The following is a 15,482-nucleotide window of genomic DNA, read 5'->3' as shown; positions in this document are numbered from 1 at the left end:
ATGTCGGCCTGGCAGCAGCGGCAACAACTGCAGCAGGCGATCGCGCGCCAGCCCGGTGACTTCGTCGCCTGGGTGATGCTGGCCGATCTGGAACTGGAAGCCGGCGACATCGGCGCAGGCGAGCAGGCCGCGCGGCGTGCACTGCAGCTGCGACCGGACCATCCCGAAGCACTGGCCCGACTGGGTCGCGTGGCATGGATGGCCGGTGCGCACGCCGACGCTGCGACGCTGCTGGGACAGGCTTCAGCGCGCGCTCCGGAGCATCCCGGCATCGCGCTGTGGCTGGGCCATGCCCTGGAAGATGCCGGCGACCCCGAGGGCGCGGCGGCCGCGTACCGGCGTGCACATGGGCTGATGCCCGACGAACCCTATATCGCCGCCCAGCGACTGGCATGGCAACGCCGCCTGTGCGACTGGCAGGACGTGGAGGCCCTGGCCGCGCAGGTGCGCGGCGCTGTCGCGACCGGGCAGGGCGCGATCGAGCCCTTTGCCTTCCTCAGCGAAGACGCCAGCGCCGCCGAGCAGCTGGCCTGCGCCCGCACGCGCGCCGCAGCCGTGGCCGCATCGGTGCGGCCGATGCCCGCTGTGAAGGTACGGACGCAGGGAGCCCTGCGGATCGGCTTCCTCTCCAACGGCTTCGGCGCACATCCGACCGGGTTGTTGACCGTTGCCCTGTTCGAGCAGCTGGGCCGCCACCCGGAACTGCAGCTGCATCTGTTCGCACTGAACCGGGACGATGGCAGCCGCATCCGCCAGCGGCTGCAGGCGGCAACCCGGCTGCACGATCTGGCGGGGCGCCGCCATGCCGACATCGCTGCCGCCATCCGTGCACAGGGCATCGACCTGCTGTTCGACCTGCGTGGCTGGGGCGGTGGCGGCGCGCCGGAAGTGCTGGCGCTGCGCCCTGCCCCGCTGCAACTCAACTGGCTGGCCTATCCCGGCACATCCGGCGCACCGTGGCTGGATGCGGTGATCGCCGATGCGTTCGTCCTGCCAGCGGCGTTGGCGCCCCACCACAGCGAGCGCGTGGTGTACCTGCCGCGCGCGTTCCAGCCCTCGGACAACACCCGCGCGCTCGAGCCGGCACCGGATCGCGCCGCGTGCGGCCTGCCTGGACACGGCGTGGTGTTCTGCTGCTTCAACAACAGCTACAAGCTCAACCCGCGCAGCATGGGGCGGGCGTTCGCCGTCCTGGCGGCGGTGCCTGGCAGCGTTCTATGGCTGTTGTCCGGCCCCGGCCAGGCCGATGCGCGCCTGCGGGCAGCGGCGCAGGCAGCGGGTCTGGACCCGGCGCGGCTGGTGTTCATGCCCAAGCTGCCGCATCCGCAGTATCTGGCCCGCTATCAACTGGCCGATCTGTTCCTGGATACACACCCGTACAACGCGCACACCACGGCCTCCGACGCACTGTGGGCGGGCTGCCCGGTACTCACCTGCCCGGGCGAGACCTTCGCCGCGCGCGTGGCCGGCAGCCTCAACCATCACCTGGGCCTGGCACGGATGAACGTTGCCGACGATGCGGCGTTCATCGCCACCGCCCGTGCGCTCGGCAACGATCCGGCAGCGCTGGCCGCACTGCGCGCCGAACTGGCACAGGCCCGCGCGCGTAGCGGCGTGTTCGACATGGCCGGTTTCGCCCGCGACCTTTCGGCATTGCTGCAGCAGCTGGCACATGAGCAGGGCTGGCAGGGCGTCGACGGCGCCTGAGCAACCGCTGCGCTAGGCTGGGCCCTCCTTTCCGCGCGGCATGACGATGGGCAAGCTCAAACGCAAGGACTACGACGAACTGCTGCTGCCGTTGCAGCTGGAACTGACCGCGATGGCCCGCTGGGTGCAGCACAGCGGGCAGCGGTTGCTGGTGCTGTTCGAAGGCCGCGACACCGCCGGCAAGGGCGGCGCGATCCAGGCCATCAGCCAGCACCTCAATCCGCGCCAATGCCGGGTGGTGGCACTGCCCAAGCCGACCGACCGCGAGGCGACGCAGTGGTACTTCCAGCGCTATGTCGGGCACCTTCCGGCGGCGGGCGAGATCGTGCTGATGGATCGAAGCTGGTACAACCGCGCAGGTGTCGAGCGGGTCATGGGCTACTGCAGCGAGAGCGAGTACCAGCAGTTCCTGCACCAGGCCCCGGTGTTCGAGCAGCTGCTGGTGGATGACGGCATCCTGTTGTTCAAGTACTGGCTGTGCGTGGACCAGGAGCAGCAGGAGAAGCGCTTCGCCGAGCGCCATATCGATCCCCTCAAGGGCTGGAAGCTGTCACCGGTCGACCTGAAATCGCGCAGCAAGTACAGCGCCTATACCGAAGCACGGGAGGCCATGCTGCGTGCCACCCATCGCGAAGGTGCGCCGTGGACCCTGGTGGACTTCAACGACCAGCGGCTGGGCAGGCTGACCCTGGTACGCAACCTGCTGGACCGGTTGCCCGACACCCGCGTGGACGCGCCTCTGCCGGAGCTGCCGAAGCTGAAGGGCAAGCTGCATCGCGAGCACTACGATGTGCTGAAGCCGATCGAGGACTTCCCGGTCGAGGAGTAGGGGTTGTCTGCAGGGCCTGCGGCCCTGCACCCGCTACGAGCAACGGCAGCAGCAACGGCAACGGCAACGGCAAAGGCAGACATACCGCGGGGTGGCGGGGCGGTGTCGGAGTGCAGGGACGCCGCAAGTACGTCCCTGTAGGCTTGGCAGCCGCATCCATGCGGCTGACACCCCGCACTCCGACACCGCCCCACCTCTGACAGTTTCCCGACATCTGATAGGTCCACGCCATGCGTGATGGAATCTCTCGGATAGCGAAATCCAAATTGGGGTCAGAGCCGTTTTCCGCAGGAAAACGGATCTGACCCAATAGCCGTTCCGACAGATCGCAGGAGACTGTCGAAGGCGGGGTGGGTCCGGTTGCGGGGGTGTCCGCGGCATGGATGCCGCGGCCAAGCCCCCATGGATGGGTTCACGGCGTCCCCCGCAACCGGGCCCACCCGCCATCCCTCAGGGAACCCGCTTCCGCTTCGGCTGTTGCTGTTGCTGTTGCGCGTAGCGGGTGCAGGGCCGCAGGCCCTGCCTACACACCCACTACTTCGCAGCCGCGATCTGCTTCTCGATGTCGGCCGCTGTAACCGGGCCGAGGAAGCTGTGCGCCACCCGGCCCTGCGGATCGATCAGATGCGTCAGCGGCAGCCCCCGCGGCGTGGCGAAGTCCGCCGGCGGATCGAACGGATCGACGATCACGATGGGATAGGTCACCGGATGCTTGGTCAGGAAGGACTGCATCTCCGGCACCTCGATGTCCTCATAGGCCAGGCCGACCACTTCGATGTTGCTGCGCATGGCGTGCAGCGCGGACAGCTCCGGCATCTCCTTGCGGCATGGTGCGCACCACGTGGCCCAGAAATTCACCACCACCCACTTGCCCCGATGGGCCGCCAGGTCGTAATCGCTGCCATCGACGGCCTTCATCTTCAACGTGGGGAACTCGGCCGTGACACGCTCGGCCGGCGTGTCCTCGGCCGCAGGCGGTGCCGCCGGTGCAGGAGCCTGCGCCGGTGGCTGGCTGCTGGCCGGCGTCGCGTCCTGCGCAGGCTTGCAGGCCGCCAGGGCAAGCGCCACAGCCAATGGAACTGCCAGCAGCAGCGGAGTCGTGCGGGTCATGGGGTGTCTCCGGAATCGGGATAGATATCGCTCACGCGACGCTTGAGGCGCTCACGCAGAGGCAGGCGCAGTTCATCCAGCGCCGCCAGCGCGGCCTGGCCCAGGCTGTCTTCCCGGTAGGGCAGATGCTGCTCCGCCACCGGGATGCGCAGTTGGGTGCATTCGTACAGATCGGCCAGGCTGACCTGGTCCAGGTCGCGCGCGAGCAGCCACTCACCCCGCTCGTCGCGGCGCAGCAGGCCGATGGCCTCCAGTTTGCAGGCCAGGTCCTGCAGCAGCGAGTCGGTCAGCATCGGCTCCAGCCGCAGGATCTCGTCATCGGCCAGCCCCCTGCCCCGGGCACGCGCCTGGTGGAAGCGGCCGAGCAGGCGCAGCAGCCCATAGAATTCATAGCCCTGCGGCAGGCGCAGCTCGACCGGCTGGTAGCGGAACGCCGCCATCGACGATGCCAGCGATGCGCCCAGCAGCACCGCCACCCAGCACAGATAGATCCACAGCAGCAGGATCGGCACGAACGCGACCGTGCCATAGAGCTTCTGGTAGGACTGGAAACTGCCCAGATAGGCACCGATGCCCCACTTCACCAGCTCCAGGATCACCGCCGCCAGGATCGCGCCGGGGACGGCGTGCCGCCATTTCACCGTATGGTGCGGCACGACCCGGAACATCAGGCTGATGCAGACGAATTCGATCAGCACCGGTGCCAGCCGCAGCGACAGGTCGGCCAGCCAGCGCCCCTCCTGGGTCCCGAACAGCGGCATTGCCAGTACCCGTGCCGACACTGCCAGCGAGGCGGCGGCAAGCATCGCGCCCAGGGTCAGCACGGTCCAGTAGACCAGGAAGCGGGTCAGCTTGGGCCGGGTCGATCCGACCCGCCAGATCTTGTTGAACGTCTCTTCCACGCTGTTGAGGGTGATCAGCAGCGAGACGACCAGGGCGATGAAGCCGGCCGCGGTGAGCTGGCCAGCGCTGGCCGAGAACTGCCGCAGGTAGCCTTCGGCGGCGCGTGCGGCATTGGGCACGAAGTTGGAGAAGACATAGTCGCTGAGCTGGTCGCTCCAGCGGTCGAAGACCGGGAAGGCCGAAAGCACGCCGAACACCACGATCGCCAGCGGAACCAGGGCGAATACCGTGGTGTAGGCCAGTGCGGCGGCCGCCTGGAACAGGCGGTCATCGAGAAAGCGGTGCCACAGGAAGCGGCCGAAGCTGGCGGCACGCGCACGATCGCGCGCGCGTTCCATCCATAGGTTGAGCGTATCCAGAGGTTCCATCGGCGCAAGGGTACCCGATGCGGAATGCACGCAGGATAGCCATACTGGCGTCCACACGATGAGGAGACCTGGGCACGATGGGCGAGATCCTGGTGCTTTACTACAGCCGCGGTGGCTCGGTGGCACGGCTGGCGCGCCAGATCGCGCGGGGAATCGGCGAGGTGCCGGGAATGGTGGCGCGGCTGCGCACGGTGCCGCCGGTGGCGGCCGTGACCCAGACCGCACAGCCGCCGGTACCCGACGATGGCGCCCCCTACGTGAGCGTGCAGGACCTGGCCGACTGCCAGGGGCTGCTGCTGGGCAGTCCGACGCGGTTCGGCAACATGGCCGCGCCGGTCAAGCACTTCCTCGATGGACTCGGTGCTGAATGGGTCAATGGCACGCTTGCGGGCAAGCCCGCCGGCGTGTTCACCTCGACCGCATCAATGCACGGCGGGCAGGAATCGACCCTGCTGACCATGCAGGTGCCGTTGCTGCATCACGGCTGCCTGATCGTCGGCATTCCGTTCACCGAACCGGGTTTGAGCCACACCACCAGCGGCGGCACGCCCTACGGCGCCAGCCATGTGGCGGGAGCGGCCGATGACCCGCAGCCGACCGATGATGAGGCGGTGCTGGCGCGGGCGCTGGGCCGTCGCGTCGCCGATATCGCGCAGCGGCTGGCCCGATGAACGCCGCGCCGCGTACGGTTCTGCTGCTGGCCCTGATGGGTCTGGCCGCGCTGTTTGCAGGCTGGTTCATCAACGACAAGCACTGGCTGGCCACCCAGCTGGTGTTCACCGCCCCACCGCTTGCACTGGCCATCGCCCTGCGCCTGGGCTGGCGCAAGGCAGGGTTCTGGGCCTCCGTGCTGGCGCTGGGCTGGTTCAGCCATGGCGTGATGAGCGCCTGGAGCCACCCGGAAACGCGCTGGCTGGCCTTGCTCGAGATTGCCCTGGCACTGACCGTGATCTTCGCCGCCAGCCTGCCGGGCCTGCGTGCGCGCTTCGGCAGGCGACGCTGACGCTGCGCCTCCCGGGCCGTATCATCTGCGTTCCCGGCCCCGCGCCGCTGCACCTGTCCTGGTTTCGCGCATGCACATGATGGAAGAGCTCCTGGTCGTCACCACCGGTGGCACGATCGACAAGATCTACTTCGACGACAAGTCGGACTACCAGATCGGCGATCCGCAGATCGGCATGATCCTGCGCGAGCTGGGGGTGACGTTCCGCTTCAACGTGATTCCGATCCTGCGCAAGGACTCGCTGCACATCAACGATGAGGACCGCGAGCTGATCCGGGCCACCATCGCGGCGCAGCCGACCCGGCATGTGCTGGTGACCCATGGCACCGATTCGATGGTGCAGACCGGCAAGGTGCTGGCGACGATCGCGGATAAGACCATCGTGATGACCGGCGCGCTCAGTCCGGCACGTTTCCGCGGTTCGGACGCGGAGTTCAACATCGGCTGCGCGATCGGCGCGGTACAGTCGCTGCCGGCCGGCGTCTACATCGCGATGAACGGGCGGATTTTCGACCCGCAGCACGTGCGCAAGAACGTTGCCGCAAACCGCTTCGAATCGGTTTGAGGAACGGAGTGCCGACCAAGGTCGGCACCCACCACCACGCGGCGGCACGCACCACCGCGCGGCCCCATGCGAAAACGCCCCGGCCGAAGCCAGGGCGTGCCCTAGGAGAGGGTCTTGGGCTCAGTACTGGGCGTTGAGGGTCACGCCCGAGAAGGTGCTGTAGGCCTTCACCCGTACGTACCAGGTACCGGCAGCGGGGCTGTTGACCGTGCAGGTTTCGCTGTTGCCGCTCAGGTACGGACGGCACGTGTAGGCGGTATCGGTCGGCGCGCTGCCCTGCCGCAGGTACAGGTCGGCATCACCGCTGCCGCCGCTGATCGTCACCCGCAGCTGGCTGCTGCCGGACGGGACATTGACGGTGTAGTTCAGCGAAGCGCCCGATGCGGCACCCAGTCCGCTCACCGGTACGTTGTTCTGCAGCACGGTACCGCCCGGGTTCGGGTTGCCACCGCCATTGATCGCTGCCGCCACTGCAGCATCGGCGTCGATGATGCCGGCGCCACAGCCACCCGAACAGGCACCCGGCAGCGGCCGAGCGGTGCTCTTGATGATGCTTTCCACCTGGGCCGGGCTCAGCGGGCTCGGTGCGACCGACTGCATCAGCGCGACCACGCCGGCCACGTGCGGTGCTGCCATCGAGGTGCCGTTGTACGAGGCATAGCTGGCGCTGCCCGGCGTGGTGGTGCCGGTGTTGAGAGTGGACAGGATGCCCTGGCCCGGCGCGGAGATGTCGATGCCCGTGCCGTAGTTGGAGAAGCTGGCACGTGCGCCCGCCGACGTGGTGGCCGCCACCGCGATCACGTTCGGGCAGTTGGCCGGTACCGATGAAGACACGTTGGTGTTGCTGTTGCCTGCGGCCACCACCACCGTGGTGCCACGGCCGACGGCGCCGTTGATCGCGTTCTGGTAGGTGGTCGAGCAGCTGCCGCCGCCGCCCAGCGAGAGGTTGATGACCTCGGCCGGATTGGCATTGGCCGGCACGCCGCTGACACTGCCGCCGGAGGCCCACACGATGGCGTCGGCGATGTCGGAGGTGTAGCCACCGCACTTGCCGAGCACGCGCACCGGCACGACCTTGGCATTGAAGGCAGTACCCGCCACGCCGGTGCTGTTGTTGGTCACCGCTGCCACGGTGCCGGCAACGTGGGTGCCGTGCCAGCTGGAGTTGGAGGCCGGGTAGCCTGCGCCACATTCGTTGGCGGCGTACCAGTCACCCTCGTCGTTGGGATTGCTGTCGCGGCCACCGCCGTCGCGTGCCATTGCCGCGTCGCTGATGAAGTCATAGCCGGGCAGGATGTTGGCGTTCAGATCGGGGTGGTTGGTGATGCCGGTGTCGATCACCGCGACGACCACGCCGGTGCCGGTGGCCTTGTCCCAGGCCGGGCGCACGTTGATCGAGGCGTTGGACGTACCGAACCCCCACTGTTCGCTGAAGCGGGTGTCGTTCGGCGTCAGCGTCGCGCGCATGATCTGGTCGACTTCCACGTATTCGACGTTGGGGTCGGCGGCGAGCTTGCGCATCAGCAGTTCGGATTCGGCCTGGTCCAGCGGACGATCGGTCCTGACCAGGGTCGGGCCGACGGCCAGCTTGCGGACCTGCTGCAGGCCCAGCGCGCGGCCCTGGCTGCTGGCAAGGCCCGCAGCCGCCGTCTTCAGCGACGATGCCAGGGCGGTGGTGTTGGCCACCGGCGCACTGCCGTCGCGATACTTGACGATGAAACGCTGGTGCGTCGGCGCGGACTGCAGCCCGCTGAGCTGGACATCACCGGCCAGCGCAGGCGTGGCCAGCAGCAGCGATGAAAGAACGGAAGCACCAAGGACCACCCACACTCGACGCACACGCGGTTGCGTTACCTGGGACATCGTATTTCCCCTTCTAGTGGTGTGAATGCCGGAATCGGCAGAAACACCGGCCCGAACCATGGGCTGGCTTGCGTTGGCGAGGTCCGGAGTCCGGCGAGCCAGCGGATCCCCCTTACGATCCGCCGTGCCGATGACGCTAATGGCCTAAACCGGACACCACAATATTTTCAGTGTCTTTTCAGGAACATGAAATGTTCGATCTGAGACTTTCCGGGTCGAGGGTTTGTGAAGATGAAGGAACTTTCGCGCCACGCGCACGAACCTGACTGGGCAGATGTCCTGTCCACCGATGACTTTGCCGACATCGGCGGCCGGCCTTCCCCGTAAACGACGAAGGCCCGTCGCGGGGACGGGCCTTCGGGGAACAGCGCAGCCGGGCATGGGCCCGGCGCTACAGCCTGGCGGGAGGATCAGCCCAGCCTGACCAGCCAGTTGTGACGGTCCGGCAGGCGGCCGTACTGGATGTCGGTCAGTTCCTTGCGCAGCGACATGGTCACTTCGCCGGCCGGCGCGTTGAGGTCGCCCACCGAGAAGCCTTCGCCCTTGAGCTGGCCGATCGGAGTCACCACCGCAGCGGTGCCGCAGGCGAACACCTCGCTGATCGCACCGGATGCAACGCCGTCCTTCCACTCGTCGATGCTGACCTTGCGCTCCTCGACCTTCATGCCGCGGTCGCGGGCCAGCTGCAGGATGCTCTCGCGGGTGATGCCTTCCAGGATGCTGCCCGACAGCTGCGGCGTGACCAGGGTGCCGTCCTTGTAGACCAGGAAGACGTTCATGCCGCCCAGTTCCTCCAGGTACTTGCCCTCGACCGGGTCGAGGAACAGCACCTGCGAGCAGCCCTGCGCCTGGGCCTTCTGCTGCGGCAGCAGCGAGGCGGCGTAATTGCCACCGCACTTGGCCGCGCCGGTGCCGCCCTTGGCCGCACGCGCATATTCGGTGGACAGCCAGATCGACACCGGTGCCACGCCCTTGGCGAAGTACGGACCGGCCGGGCTGGCGATGACGTAATAGCCGGCCTTGTGCGCGCCACGCACGCCGAGGAAGGCCTCGTCGCCAATCATGAACGGGCGGAAGTACAGGCTGGACTCATCCGCCGACGGCACCCAGGCGCTGTCCACGGCGATCAGCTGTTTCAGCGACTCGACGAAGATCTCCACCGGCAGTTCCGGCAGCGCCAGGCGCTGTGCAGAGCGCTGCAGGCGACGGCCGTTGGCGTCCGGACGGAAGGTCCAGATCGAGCCGTCGGCATGACGGTAGGCCTTGATGCCTTCGAAGATCTCCTGGCCGTAATGCAGCACGGCCGCTGCCGGGTCCAGCTGCAACGGGCCATAGGCACGCACGTTGGCGTTGTGCCAGCCGGTGTCCTTGTCCCACCGCACTTCCACCATGTGGTCGGTGAAGTGCAGGCCGAAACCCGGCTTCTCCAGGATCGTGGCGCGCTCTTCAGCGCTGCGCGGGTGGTCCGAACGGGTGACGGCGAAGCTGGGGATGGACTGGGACACCGGAGGATTCCTGTTCTGGTTGCGGGTAGTGCCGGGCCCGCGTCACTGCGGGCCCTGGGTCAAAGCATGCCGGTCTCGAGACGGGCCGCCTCGGACATCATGTGCTGGTTCCATGGCGGATCGAACACCAGCTCGACGTCGGCCTCGGCCACGGTCGGGATCATTTCCAGCTTGCTGCGCACGTCGTCGACCAGGATGTCACCCATCCCGCACGCGGGCGCGGTCAGGGTCATCTTCACGTCGATCTCGCGCTGGCCCTCGTCCAGATGCTTGATCTCGACCTCGTAGACGAGGCCCAGTTCGACGATGTTCACCGGAATTTCCGGATCGAAGCAGGTGCGAAGCTGCTGCCATACCAGTTGCTCCACCTGTTCGTCGGTGGCGTCGGCCGGCAGTTCCAGCGGAGCGGGTGCTTCCTTGCCGATGGCGTCGCCATCCTTGCCGGCGATGCGGAACAGGTTGCCTTCGACGAATACCGAATAGCTGCCGCCCAGCGCCTGGGTGATGTACCCATAGCTGCCGGCGGGCAGGGTCACGGTGTCGCCCTGCGGGACCATCACGGCCTCGCAATCGCGTTCGAAGTGGACAGGTTCGCTGCTACGGGAATACATGGGGACCGATATGGGGCCGTGGCCATGGCCACGCAAGACGGCATTCTAGCCCAGCCGTCCTGCGCCCGCCGGTGCACCGCGGCAAACCACAGTATCCTGTGGGTGACTTTCAGGAAGCTTCGATGTCCTCCAATGCCGCGCGTGCCAGGACCGTGACCTGGCTCTGGCCCTTCATGCTGCTGCTGGGCCTGGTTGTTGCTCCCCTCGCCTGGATGCTGCTGGCCCTGATGACCGGCCGCCAGGTCGGCTGGATGGCGGTGCTGACTGCTCTGGAACTGGTGTTCATGCTGCGTCTGGGCACACTCGGTCCCGGCCGTCTTCGCGTGGCCCTCGTGGTGGCCGGCACGCTGCTGGTGGCGGCGGTGGCGAACTGGGCCATCGCCAGCGCCTGGATGGGCGGCTCGATGGGGCTCAACCCCTGGGACGCCTCGCTGCGCATGGGCCCGCATCTGGCCTGGACGCTGATCAACCTGGCCAATGGCGCGATGGAATGGCTGTGGCTGGCGATCGGCGTGGCCGTCGGCGCCTGGCTGGCGCGCTGATCGCACCTGATTCGGGTAGCGCCGGGCCATGCCCGGCGCTGCCGCTACGGCTCAATGCCCGCCGTCGAGCGCCTTCAGCTCGCTGACCAGCGACGACGCTGCCTCAGCGCCGTCGCCGTACAGCATGCGCGTGTTGTCGGCGTAGAACAGCGCATTCTCGATCCCGGCAAAGCCGGTCCCGCGACCGCGCTTGATCACCACCACGTTGCGAGCGTTGATCACGTCCAGCACCGGCATGCCGTAGATCGGACTGGCCGGATCGGTACGTGCGACCGGATTGACCACGTCGTTGGCGCCGATCACCAGCACCACATCGGTGCTGGTGAACTCGGGATTGATGTCGTCCATGTCGGCGATCAGGTCGTACGGCACACCGGCCTCGGCCAGCAGCACGTTCATGTGCCCGGGCATGCGCCCGGCGACCGGATGGATGGCGAACTTCACCTTGACCCCGCGCTGCCCCAACCGCTGTGCCAGTTCCCAGATCTTGTGCTGGGCCTGGGCCACGGCCATGCCGTAACCGGGCACGATCACCACACGCTCGGCGAAGGCCATCATTGCCGCCACATCCGCCGCCTCGATCGGCTTCTGCGCGCCGGTGATCGCCTGTGCCTCTCCGCCTGCACCACCCCCGAAATTGGAGAACAGCACGTTGCGGATAGGCCGGTTCATCGCCTTGGCCATCAGGCGGGTCAGCAGGATGCCCGCCGCGCCGACCATCATGCCGGCGATGATCAAGGCCTCGTTGCCCAGCACGTAGCCCTCGAAGGACACCGCCAGGCCGGTGAATGCGTTGTACAGCGAGATCACCACCGGCATGTCGGCGCCACCGATCGGCAGCGTCATCAGCACGCCCAGCGCCAGTGCCAGCACGAAGAAGGCGATGATCGCCCAGGTGCTGAGCGTGCTGGCCGCGACGATGGCCAGCACCACCACCGCCAGCGCCACCCCCAGGTTCAACGCCTGCTGCCCTGGCCAGGTGACCCGCTTGTCGAGGCGGCCATCCAGTTTGGCCCAGGCGATCACGGAGCCGGACAGCGACACCGCGCCGATCGCGGCGCCGACCACCGCCAGCAGCAGCACGGTGGTGGAAGGCTGGCGTGCGGCAAGGTCGGCCAGCGCCTGTTCGCTCCAGTGCGTGGTATCGCGATGGGCCAGGAAGGCGTAGCGCAGCAGTTCGACCGCACCGATCGCCGCCGCCGAACCACCGCCCATGCCGTTGTACAGCGCCACCATCTGCGGCATGTCGGTGACCGCGACCTTGCCGGCCGACCACCAGGCCAGGCCGGCACCCAGCAGCAGCGCGACCAGGATAAGCGGCACGTTGTGCAGCTCGGGCAGGAAGAAGGTGGCCGCGGTGGCCAGCAGCATGCCCAGCCCGGCCCAGCGGATGCCGCTGCGCGCGGTCAGCGGCGAGGCCATCCGCTGCAGGCCGAGCAGGAACAGCGTGGCGGCCACCAGGTAGCTGGCCTTGACCAGCCAATCGAGCAGTTCGACGGTGCTGATGTTCAAGCCTGCGGCTCCTTCGGTTCGTCCTTGCCTGCCCGCGGCGCGCTCGGCCTGAACATCTCCAGCATGCGCGCGGTGACCACGTAGCCGCCGGCGGCGTTACCGGCACCGAGCACCACGGCGATGAAGCCCAAGGCCTTTTCCAGCGGCGTCTGTGCGTGGCCGAGCACCACCATCGCGCCGATCAGCACGATGCCGTGGATGAAATTGGAACCCGACATCAGCGGGGTGTGCAGGATCACCGGCACCCGCGAAATGATCACGTGGCCGGCGATGGCGGCCAGCATGAAGATGTACAGCGCCACGAACCCGTCACTCATCAGCAACGCTCCCGCTCTGTCTTCGTCGGCCCATCATAACCATGGGCTGAACCCGGCGCGCATCCTCGTCAACCGGGGCCGCGCTCACGCGTTGTCGATGGTGACCCCGAGCAAGGAACCGTACCCTGTGCTGGTGAGCAGCCCCGTCCCCCCGACCGCCGACACCGATGCCCTGCCGGCGTCGCTGGAAGCGTTCCTGGCGAGCATCGGCCCGCGCGCGTTCCGCTTCGCCGAGGCCGGCCTGCGCCAGCGCGAGGATGCCCTGGACGCCGTGCAGGATGCCCTGCTGCGCATGCTGGACTATGCCGACAAGCCCGCCAGCGAATGGGCGCCCCTGTTCTGGAGCATCCTGCGCCGGCGGGTGATCGACCTGCAGCGCCGACGCCGCTTCCGCCTGCCGTTCTGGCGCGACAACCAGGATGCCGACGGTGCCGACATCGACTGGGCCGACCCCGGCCCTACCCCGGCGCAGGCGCACGAGCAGCACCAGCAGTACCAGCAGCTGGTGCAGGCGCTGCGTACGCTGCCCGCCCGCCAGCGCGAAGCGTTCACCCTGCGCGTGCTGCAGGATCTGGACGGCGCCACCACCGCCCGCGCCATGGGCTGCAGCGAAGGCGCGGTAAAGACCCATCTCGCACGCGCCCGGCAGGCGCTGCAGGATTATCTGGAGAACCCCCCGTGAACCGCTCCCTGCCCTCCGATGACGCCTTGCGGCGCCTGCATGCGCATTCTCTGCAGGCGCTGTCGCCGGCAACGCTGTCGCGCCTGCGCCAGGCCCGCCAGGGCGCCCATGCAGCCCATCGTGGGCGCTGGCGTTGGTGGCTGGCCAGCGCCTGCTCGCTGGTGGTGGCGCTGGGCATCGGCGTGCAGTTCACCGGTCCGGACGTGCCGACGCGGCCAGCGCCGGTACCGACCGTTGCCGCAGTGGAAGACAACAGCGCGCTGTACGACGAGAATCCCGATCTGTACCTGTGGCTGGGCGACACCGACCTGGCGATGGAGTGAATCATGCTGCGACATCTCTCCCTGCCCCTGCTGATCGCCCTGGCGCTGCTGCCTGCAGCACCGGTGCTGGCGCAGACCCATGCGCCCGCGCCGCCCGCTCCCGGTGCTCCACTGCCTGCCTGGGATCAGCTCAGCCCCGCCCAGCGCGAGGCGGTGCTGGCCCCGCTGCGCGACCGCTGGAACGGCGCCGATGCCGGTCAGCGCCAGCGCATGCTGGCCCATGGCCAGCGCTGGCAGTCCATGAGCCCGGAAGAGCGCGACAAGGCCCGCCGTGGCCTGCGCCGGTTCGAGCACATGAGCCCGGAACAGCGTGAACAGGCACGCGCACTGTTCGGGCAGATGCGCCAGCTGCCCCCTGCCCAGCGCGACGCCCTGCGCGATCGCTGGTCCCGGATGACGCCGGAGGAGCGTCGCGACTGGGTGCGGGACAACCCGCCACCGGCAAAGCCGCGGTAGGCCTTCGGGATGCAGGGTCAGATCCCTTTGCCAGAGGCAAAGGGATCTGACCCCATGTCATTCACGCCTGCCAGCGCGTCTTTGCCAGCAGTTCGTCTTCCCAGTCGAAGCTCAACTGCCCTTCGCGTACGAACAGGGCAACGAAGTTGAGCAGGTTGCGCGCATACATCTCGCTGGCCTGGGTCGCACCCCGGCTGGCCAGGCCCAGTGGTCCATCGATGGTCACGCCCTGGTGTTCGATGCACTGCCCCGGCTGGGTCAGCGCGCAGTTGCCGCCGCTCTCGGCCGCCAGATCGACGATCACACTGCCCGCCGCCATGCCTTCCACCATCGCCGCAGTAACGATGGTCGGTGCCGGACGGCCCGGCACGGCTGCGGTACAGATCACTACATCGACGCTGCGCAGATGGTCGGCCAGCCGCCGCTGCTGCTCGGCCCGTTCTTCCTCGGTCAGCGCCCGCGCGTAGCCGCCCTCGCCGGCCGCGCTGACGCCCAGGTCGAGGAAGCGTGCGCCCAGCGACTGGATCTGCTCGCGCGTTTCCGGCCGCACATCGAATCCTTCCACCTGGGCGCCGAGGCGGCGCGCAGTAGCGATCGCCTGCAATCCTGCAACGCCGGCGCCGATCACCAGCACCTTGGCCGGACGCACGGTACCGGCCGCGGTGGTCAGCATCGGGAAGAAGCGCGGTGCACGCTCGGCTGCGATGAGCGCAGCCTTGTAGCCCGCCATGCCGGCCTGCGAACTGAGCACATCCATCGCCTGCGCACGGGTGGTGCGCGGCAACAGCTGCAGCGGGAACAGCAGCAGCCGGTCCTCGCTGGCCAGCGCCGCCAGTGTCGGATCGCTGGCCGGCGTCAGCAGGCCGACCACGGCTGCGCCCGGCTTGAGCCGGGCCAGCACCTGCGCCGGCGGCGCCTGCACGCACAGAAGGATGTCGATCTCGCCCCAGCGACCGTCATCGAATGCACGTGCGCCCGCGTCCTGATAGGCGGCATCGGGAAAACCGGCGGCCTCGCCCGCACCGGTTTCGTACCAGACGGTGACGCCCAGTGCGGCGAGCTTGCGCGCGGTCTCCGGCGTCAACGCTACGCGCCGTTCGCCCGGCGCGGTCTCCTTGATCCCCAGCAACGCCACGGCCATGCAGGTCCCCGCTGATCGGTGAGTTTTCCCGATCCTAGCAGGCGG

Annotated in this window: 17 protein-coding genes; 9 read left to right on the top strand and 8 right to left on the bottom strand. The window is 68.0% G+C overall.

All coding sequences use genetic code 11. From position 1 onward, the window contains the following. Entirely contained in the window at positions 1-1,707 is a 1,707-nt protein-coding gene (locus tag AC5P5M_RS17475) for an O-linked N-acetylglucosamine transferase, SPINDLY family protein (RefSeq protein ID WP_065175997.1), read from the top strand. Between the two features lie 46 nt (positions 1,708-1,753). Continuing rightward, positions 1,754-2,536, top strand: a complete 783-nt coding sequence (gene ppk2, locus AC5P5M_RS17470; protein WP_495206197.1) for a polyphosphate kinase 2 — start codon at positions 1,754-1,756, stop codon at positions 2,534-2,536. 534 nt (positions 2,537-3,070) lie between these two features. On the opposite strand, the gene AC5P5M_RS17465 is transcribed toward ppk2, so the two are convergent. Beyond that, complete coding sequence (locus AC5P5M_RS17465; RefSeq protein WP_253119338.1) at positions 3,071-3,646, bottom strand: TlpA family protein disulfide reductase; 576 nt, start codon at positions 3,644-3,646, stop codon at positions 3,071-3,073. Beyond that, positions 3,643-4,917 (bottom strand): YihY family inner membrane protein, encoded by a 1,275-nt coding sequence (locus AC5P5M_RS17460; protein WP_053519156.1) that lies wholly within the window; start codon positions 4,915-4,917, stop codon positions 3,643-3,645. Before AC5P5M_RS17460 ends, AC5P5M_RS17465 begins: the two co-directional genes overlap by 4 nt. A 77-nt stretch (positions 4,918-4,994) precedes the next feature. On the opposite strand from AC5P5M_RS17460, the gene wrbA reads away from it, so the two are divergent. The 3 genes from wrbA to AC5P5M_RS17445 all read left to right on the top strand — a co-directional run bounded on the left by wrbA (position 4,995) and on the right by AC5P5M_RS17445 (position 6,485). After that, positions 4,995-5,588 carry an NAD(P)H:quinone oxidoreductase gene (gene wrbA / locus AC5P5M_RS17455; RefSeq protein ID WP_053519154.1) on the top strand — a complete coding sequence of 198 codons (594 nt, stop codon included), beginning with the start codon at positions 4,995-4,997 and terminating at the stop codon, positions 5,586-5,588. Further along, positions 5,585-5,920: a DUF2069 domain-containing protein gene (locus tag AC5P5M_RS17450; RefSeq protein WP_065175995.1), complete on the top strand. Its 336-nt coding sequence runs from the start codon at positions 5,585-5,587 to the stop codon at positions 5,918-5,920. The genes wrbA and AC5P5M_RS17450 overlap by 4 nt, the downstream gene beginning before the upstream one ends. A 79-nt stretch (positions 5,921-5,999) precedes the next feature. Next, a complete protein-coding gene (locus tag AC5P5M_RS17445; RefSeq protein WP_053519164.1) occupies positions 6,000-6,485 on the top strand; it encodes an asparaginase domain-containing protein in 486 nt (161 codons plus the stop codon). A gap of 120 nt (positions 6,486-6,605) precedes the next feature. On the opposite strand, the gene AC5P5M_RS17440 is transcribed toward AC5P5M_RS17445, so the two are convergent. The 3 genes from AC5P5M_RS17440 to sufT form a co-directional block, all read right to left on the bottom strand. After that, complete coding sequence (locus AC5P5M_RS17440) at positions 6,606-8,348, bottom strand: S8 family peptidase (RefSeq protein WP_053519150.1); 1,743 nt, start codon at positions 8,346-8,348, stop codon at positions 6,606-6,608. A 410-nt stretch (positions 8,349-8,758) separates the two neighbouring features. Beyond that, positions 8,759-9,853, bottom strand: a complete 1,095-nt coding sequence (locus AC5P5M_RS17435) for a branched-chain amino acid aminotransferase (RefSeq protein ID WP_053519148.1) — start codon at positions 9,851-9,853, stop codon at positions 8,759-8,761. Between the two features lie 59 nt (positions 9,854-9,912). Then, complete coding sequence (gene sufT / locus AC5P5M_RS17430) at positions 9,913-10,464, bottom strand: putative Fe-S cluster assembly protein SufT (protein WP_004144911.1); 552 nt, start codon at positions 10,462-10,464, stop codon at positions 9,913-9,915. Between the two features lie 122 nt (positions 10,465-10,586). Here sufT and AC5P5M_RS17425 point away from each other — a divergent pair, with 122 nt between their 5' ends. Continuing rightward, positions 10,587-11,006 carry a hypothetical protein gene (locus tag AC5P5M_RS17425; RefSeq protein ID WP_053519146.1) on the top strand — a complete coding sequence of 140 codons (420 nt, stop codon included), beginning with the start codon at positions 10,587-10,589 and terminating at the stop codon, positions 11,004-11,006. Between the two features lie 51 nt (positions 11,007-11,057). Here the strand turns inward: AC5P5M_RS17425 and AC5P5M_RS17420 are convergent, their stop codons facing one another. Both AC5P5M_RS17420 and AC5P5M_RS17415 read right to left on the bottom strand, forming a co-directional pair. Continuing rightward, positions 11,058-12,518, bottom strand: a complete 1,461-nt coding sequence (locus tag AC5P5M_RS17420) for an NAD(P)(+) transhydrogenase (Re/Si-specific) subunit beta (RefSeq protein WP_495206196.1) — start codon at positions 12,516-12,518, stop codon at positions 11,058-11,060. Beyond that, positions 12,515-12,835, bottom strand: coding sequence for an NAD(P) transhydrogenase subunit alpha part 2 (locus tag AC5P5M_RS17415; RefSeq protein ID WP_053519142.1), 321 nt, complete (start codon positions 12,833-12,835; stop codon positions 12,515-12,517). Before AC5P5M_RS17415 ends, AC5P5M_RS17420 begins: the two co-directional genes overlap by 4 nt. Before the next feature lie 97 nt (positions 12,836-12,932). On the opposite strand from AC5P5M_RS17415, the gene AC5P5M_RS17410 reads away from it, so the two are divergent. The 3 genes from AC5P5M_RS17410 to AC5P5M_RS17400 are packed head-to-tail and all read left to right on the top strand — an operon-like array spanning position 12,933 to position 14,296. Then, positions 12,933-13,517 (top strand): RNA polymerase sigma factor, encoded by a 585-nt coding sequence (locus tag AC5P5M_RS17410; protein WP_081279792.1) that lies wholly within the window; start codon positions 12,933-12,935, stop codon positions 13,515-13,517. Further along, entirely contained in the window at positions 13,514-13,840 is a 327-nt protein-coding gene (locus tag AC5P5M_RS17405) for a hypothetical protein (protein WP_053519138.1), read from the top strand. The genes AC5P5M_RS17410 and AC5P5M_RS17405 overlap by 4 nt, the downstream gene beginning before the upstream one ends. 3 nt (positions 13,841-13,843) lie before the next feature. Continuing rightward, a complete protein-coding gene (locus tag AC5P5M_RS17400) occupies positions 13,844-14,296 on the top strand; it encodes a DUF3106 domain-containing protein (RefSeq protein WP_053519136.1) in 453 nt (150 codons plus the stop codon). Positions 14,297-14,357: 61 nt separating this feature from the next. Here the strand turns inward: AC5P5M_RS17400 and AC5P5M_RS17395 are convergent, their stop codons facing one another. Further along, positions 14,358-15,437, bottom strand: a complete 1,080-nt coding sequence (locus AC5P5M_RS17395) for an NAD(P) transhydrogenase subunit alpha (protein ID WP_111186078.1) — start codon at positions 15,435-15,437, stop codon at positions 14,358-14,360. Positions 15,438-15,482: the final 45 nt, after the last annotated feature.

Source organism: Stenotrophomonas sp. YJH_SMC_106-19 (assembly GCF_059368375.1).
Note: the sequence above shows the minus strand (reverse complement) of the source record. Positions and strands in the feature narration are given on the sequence as shown.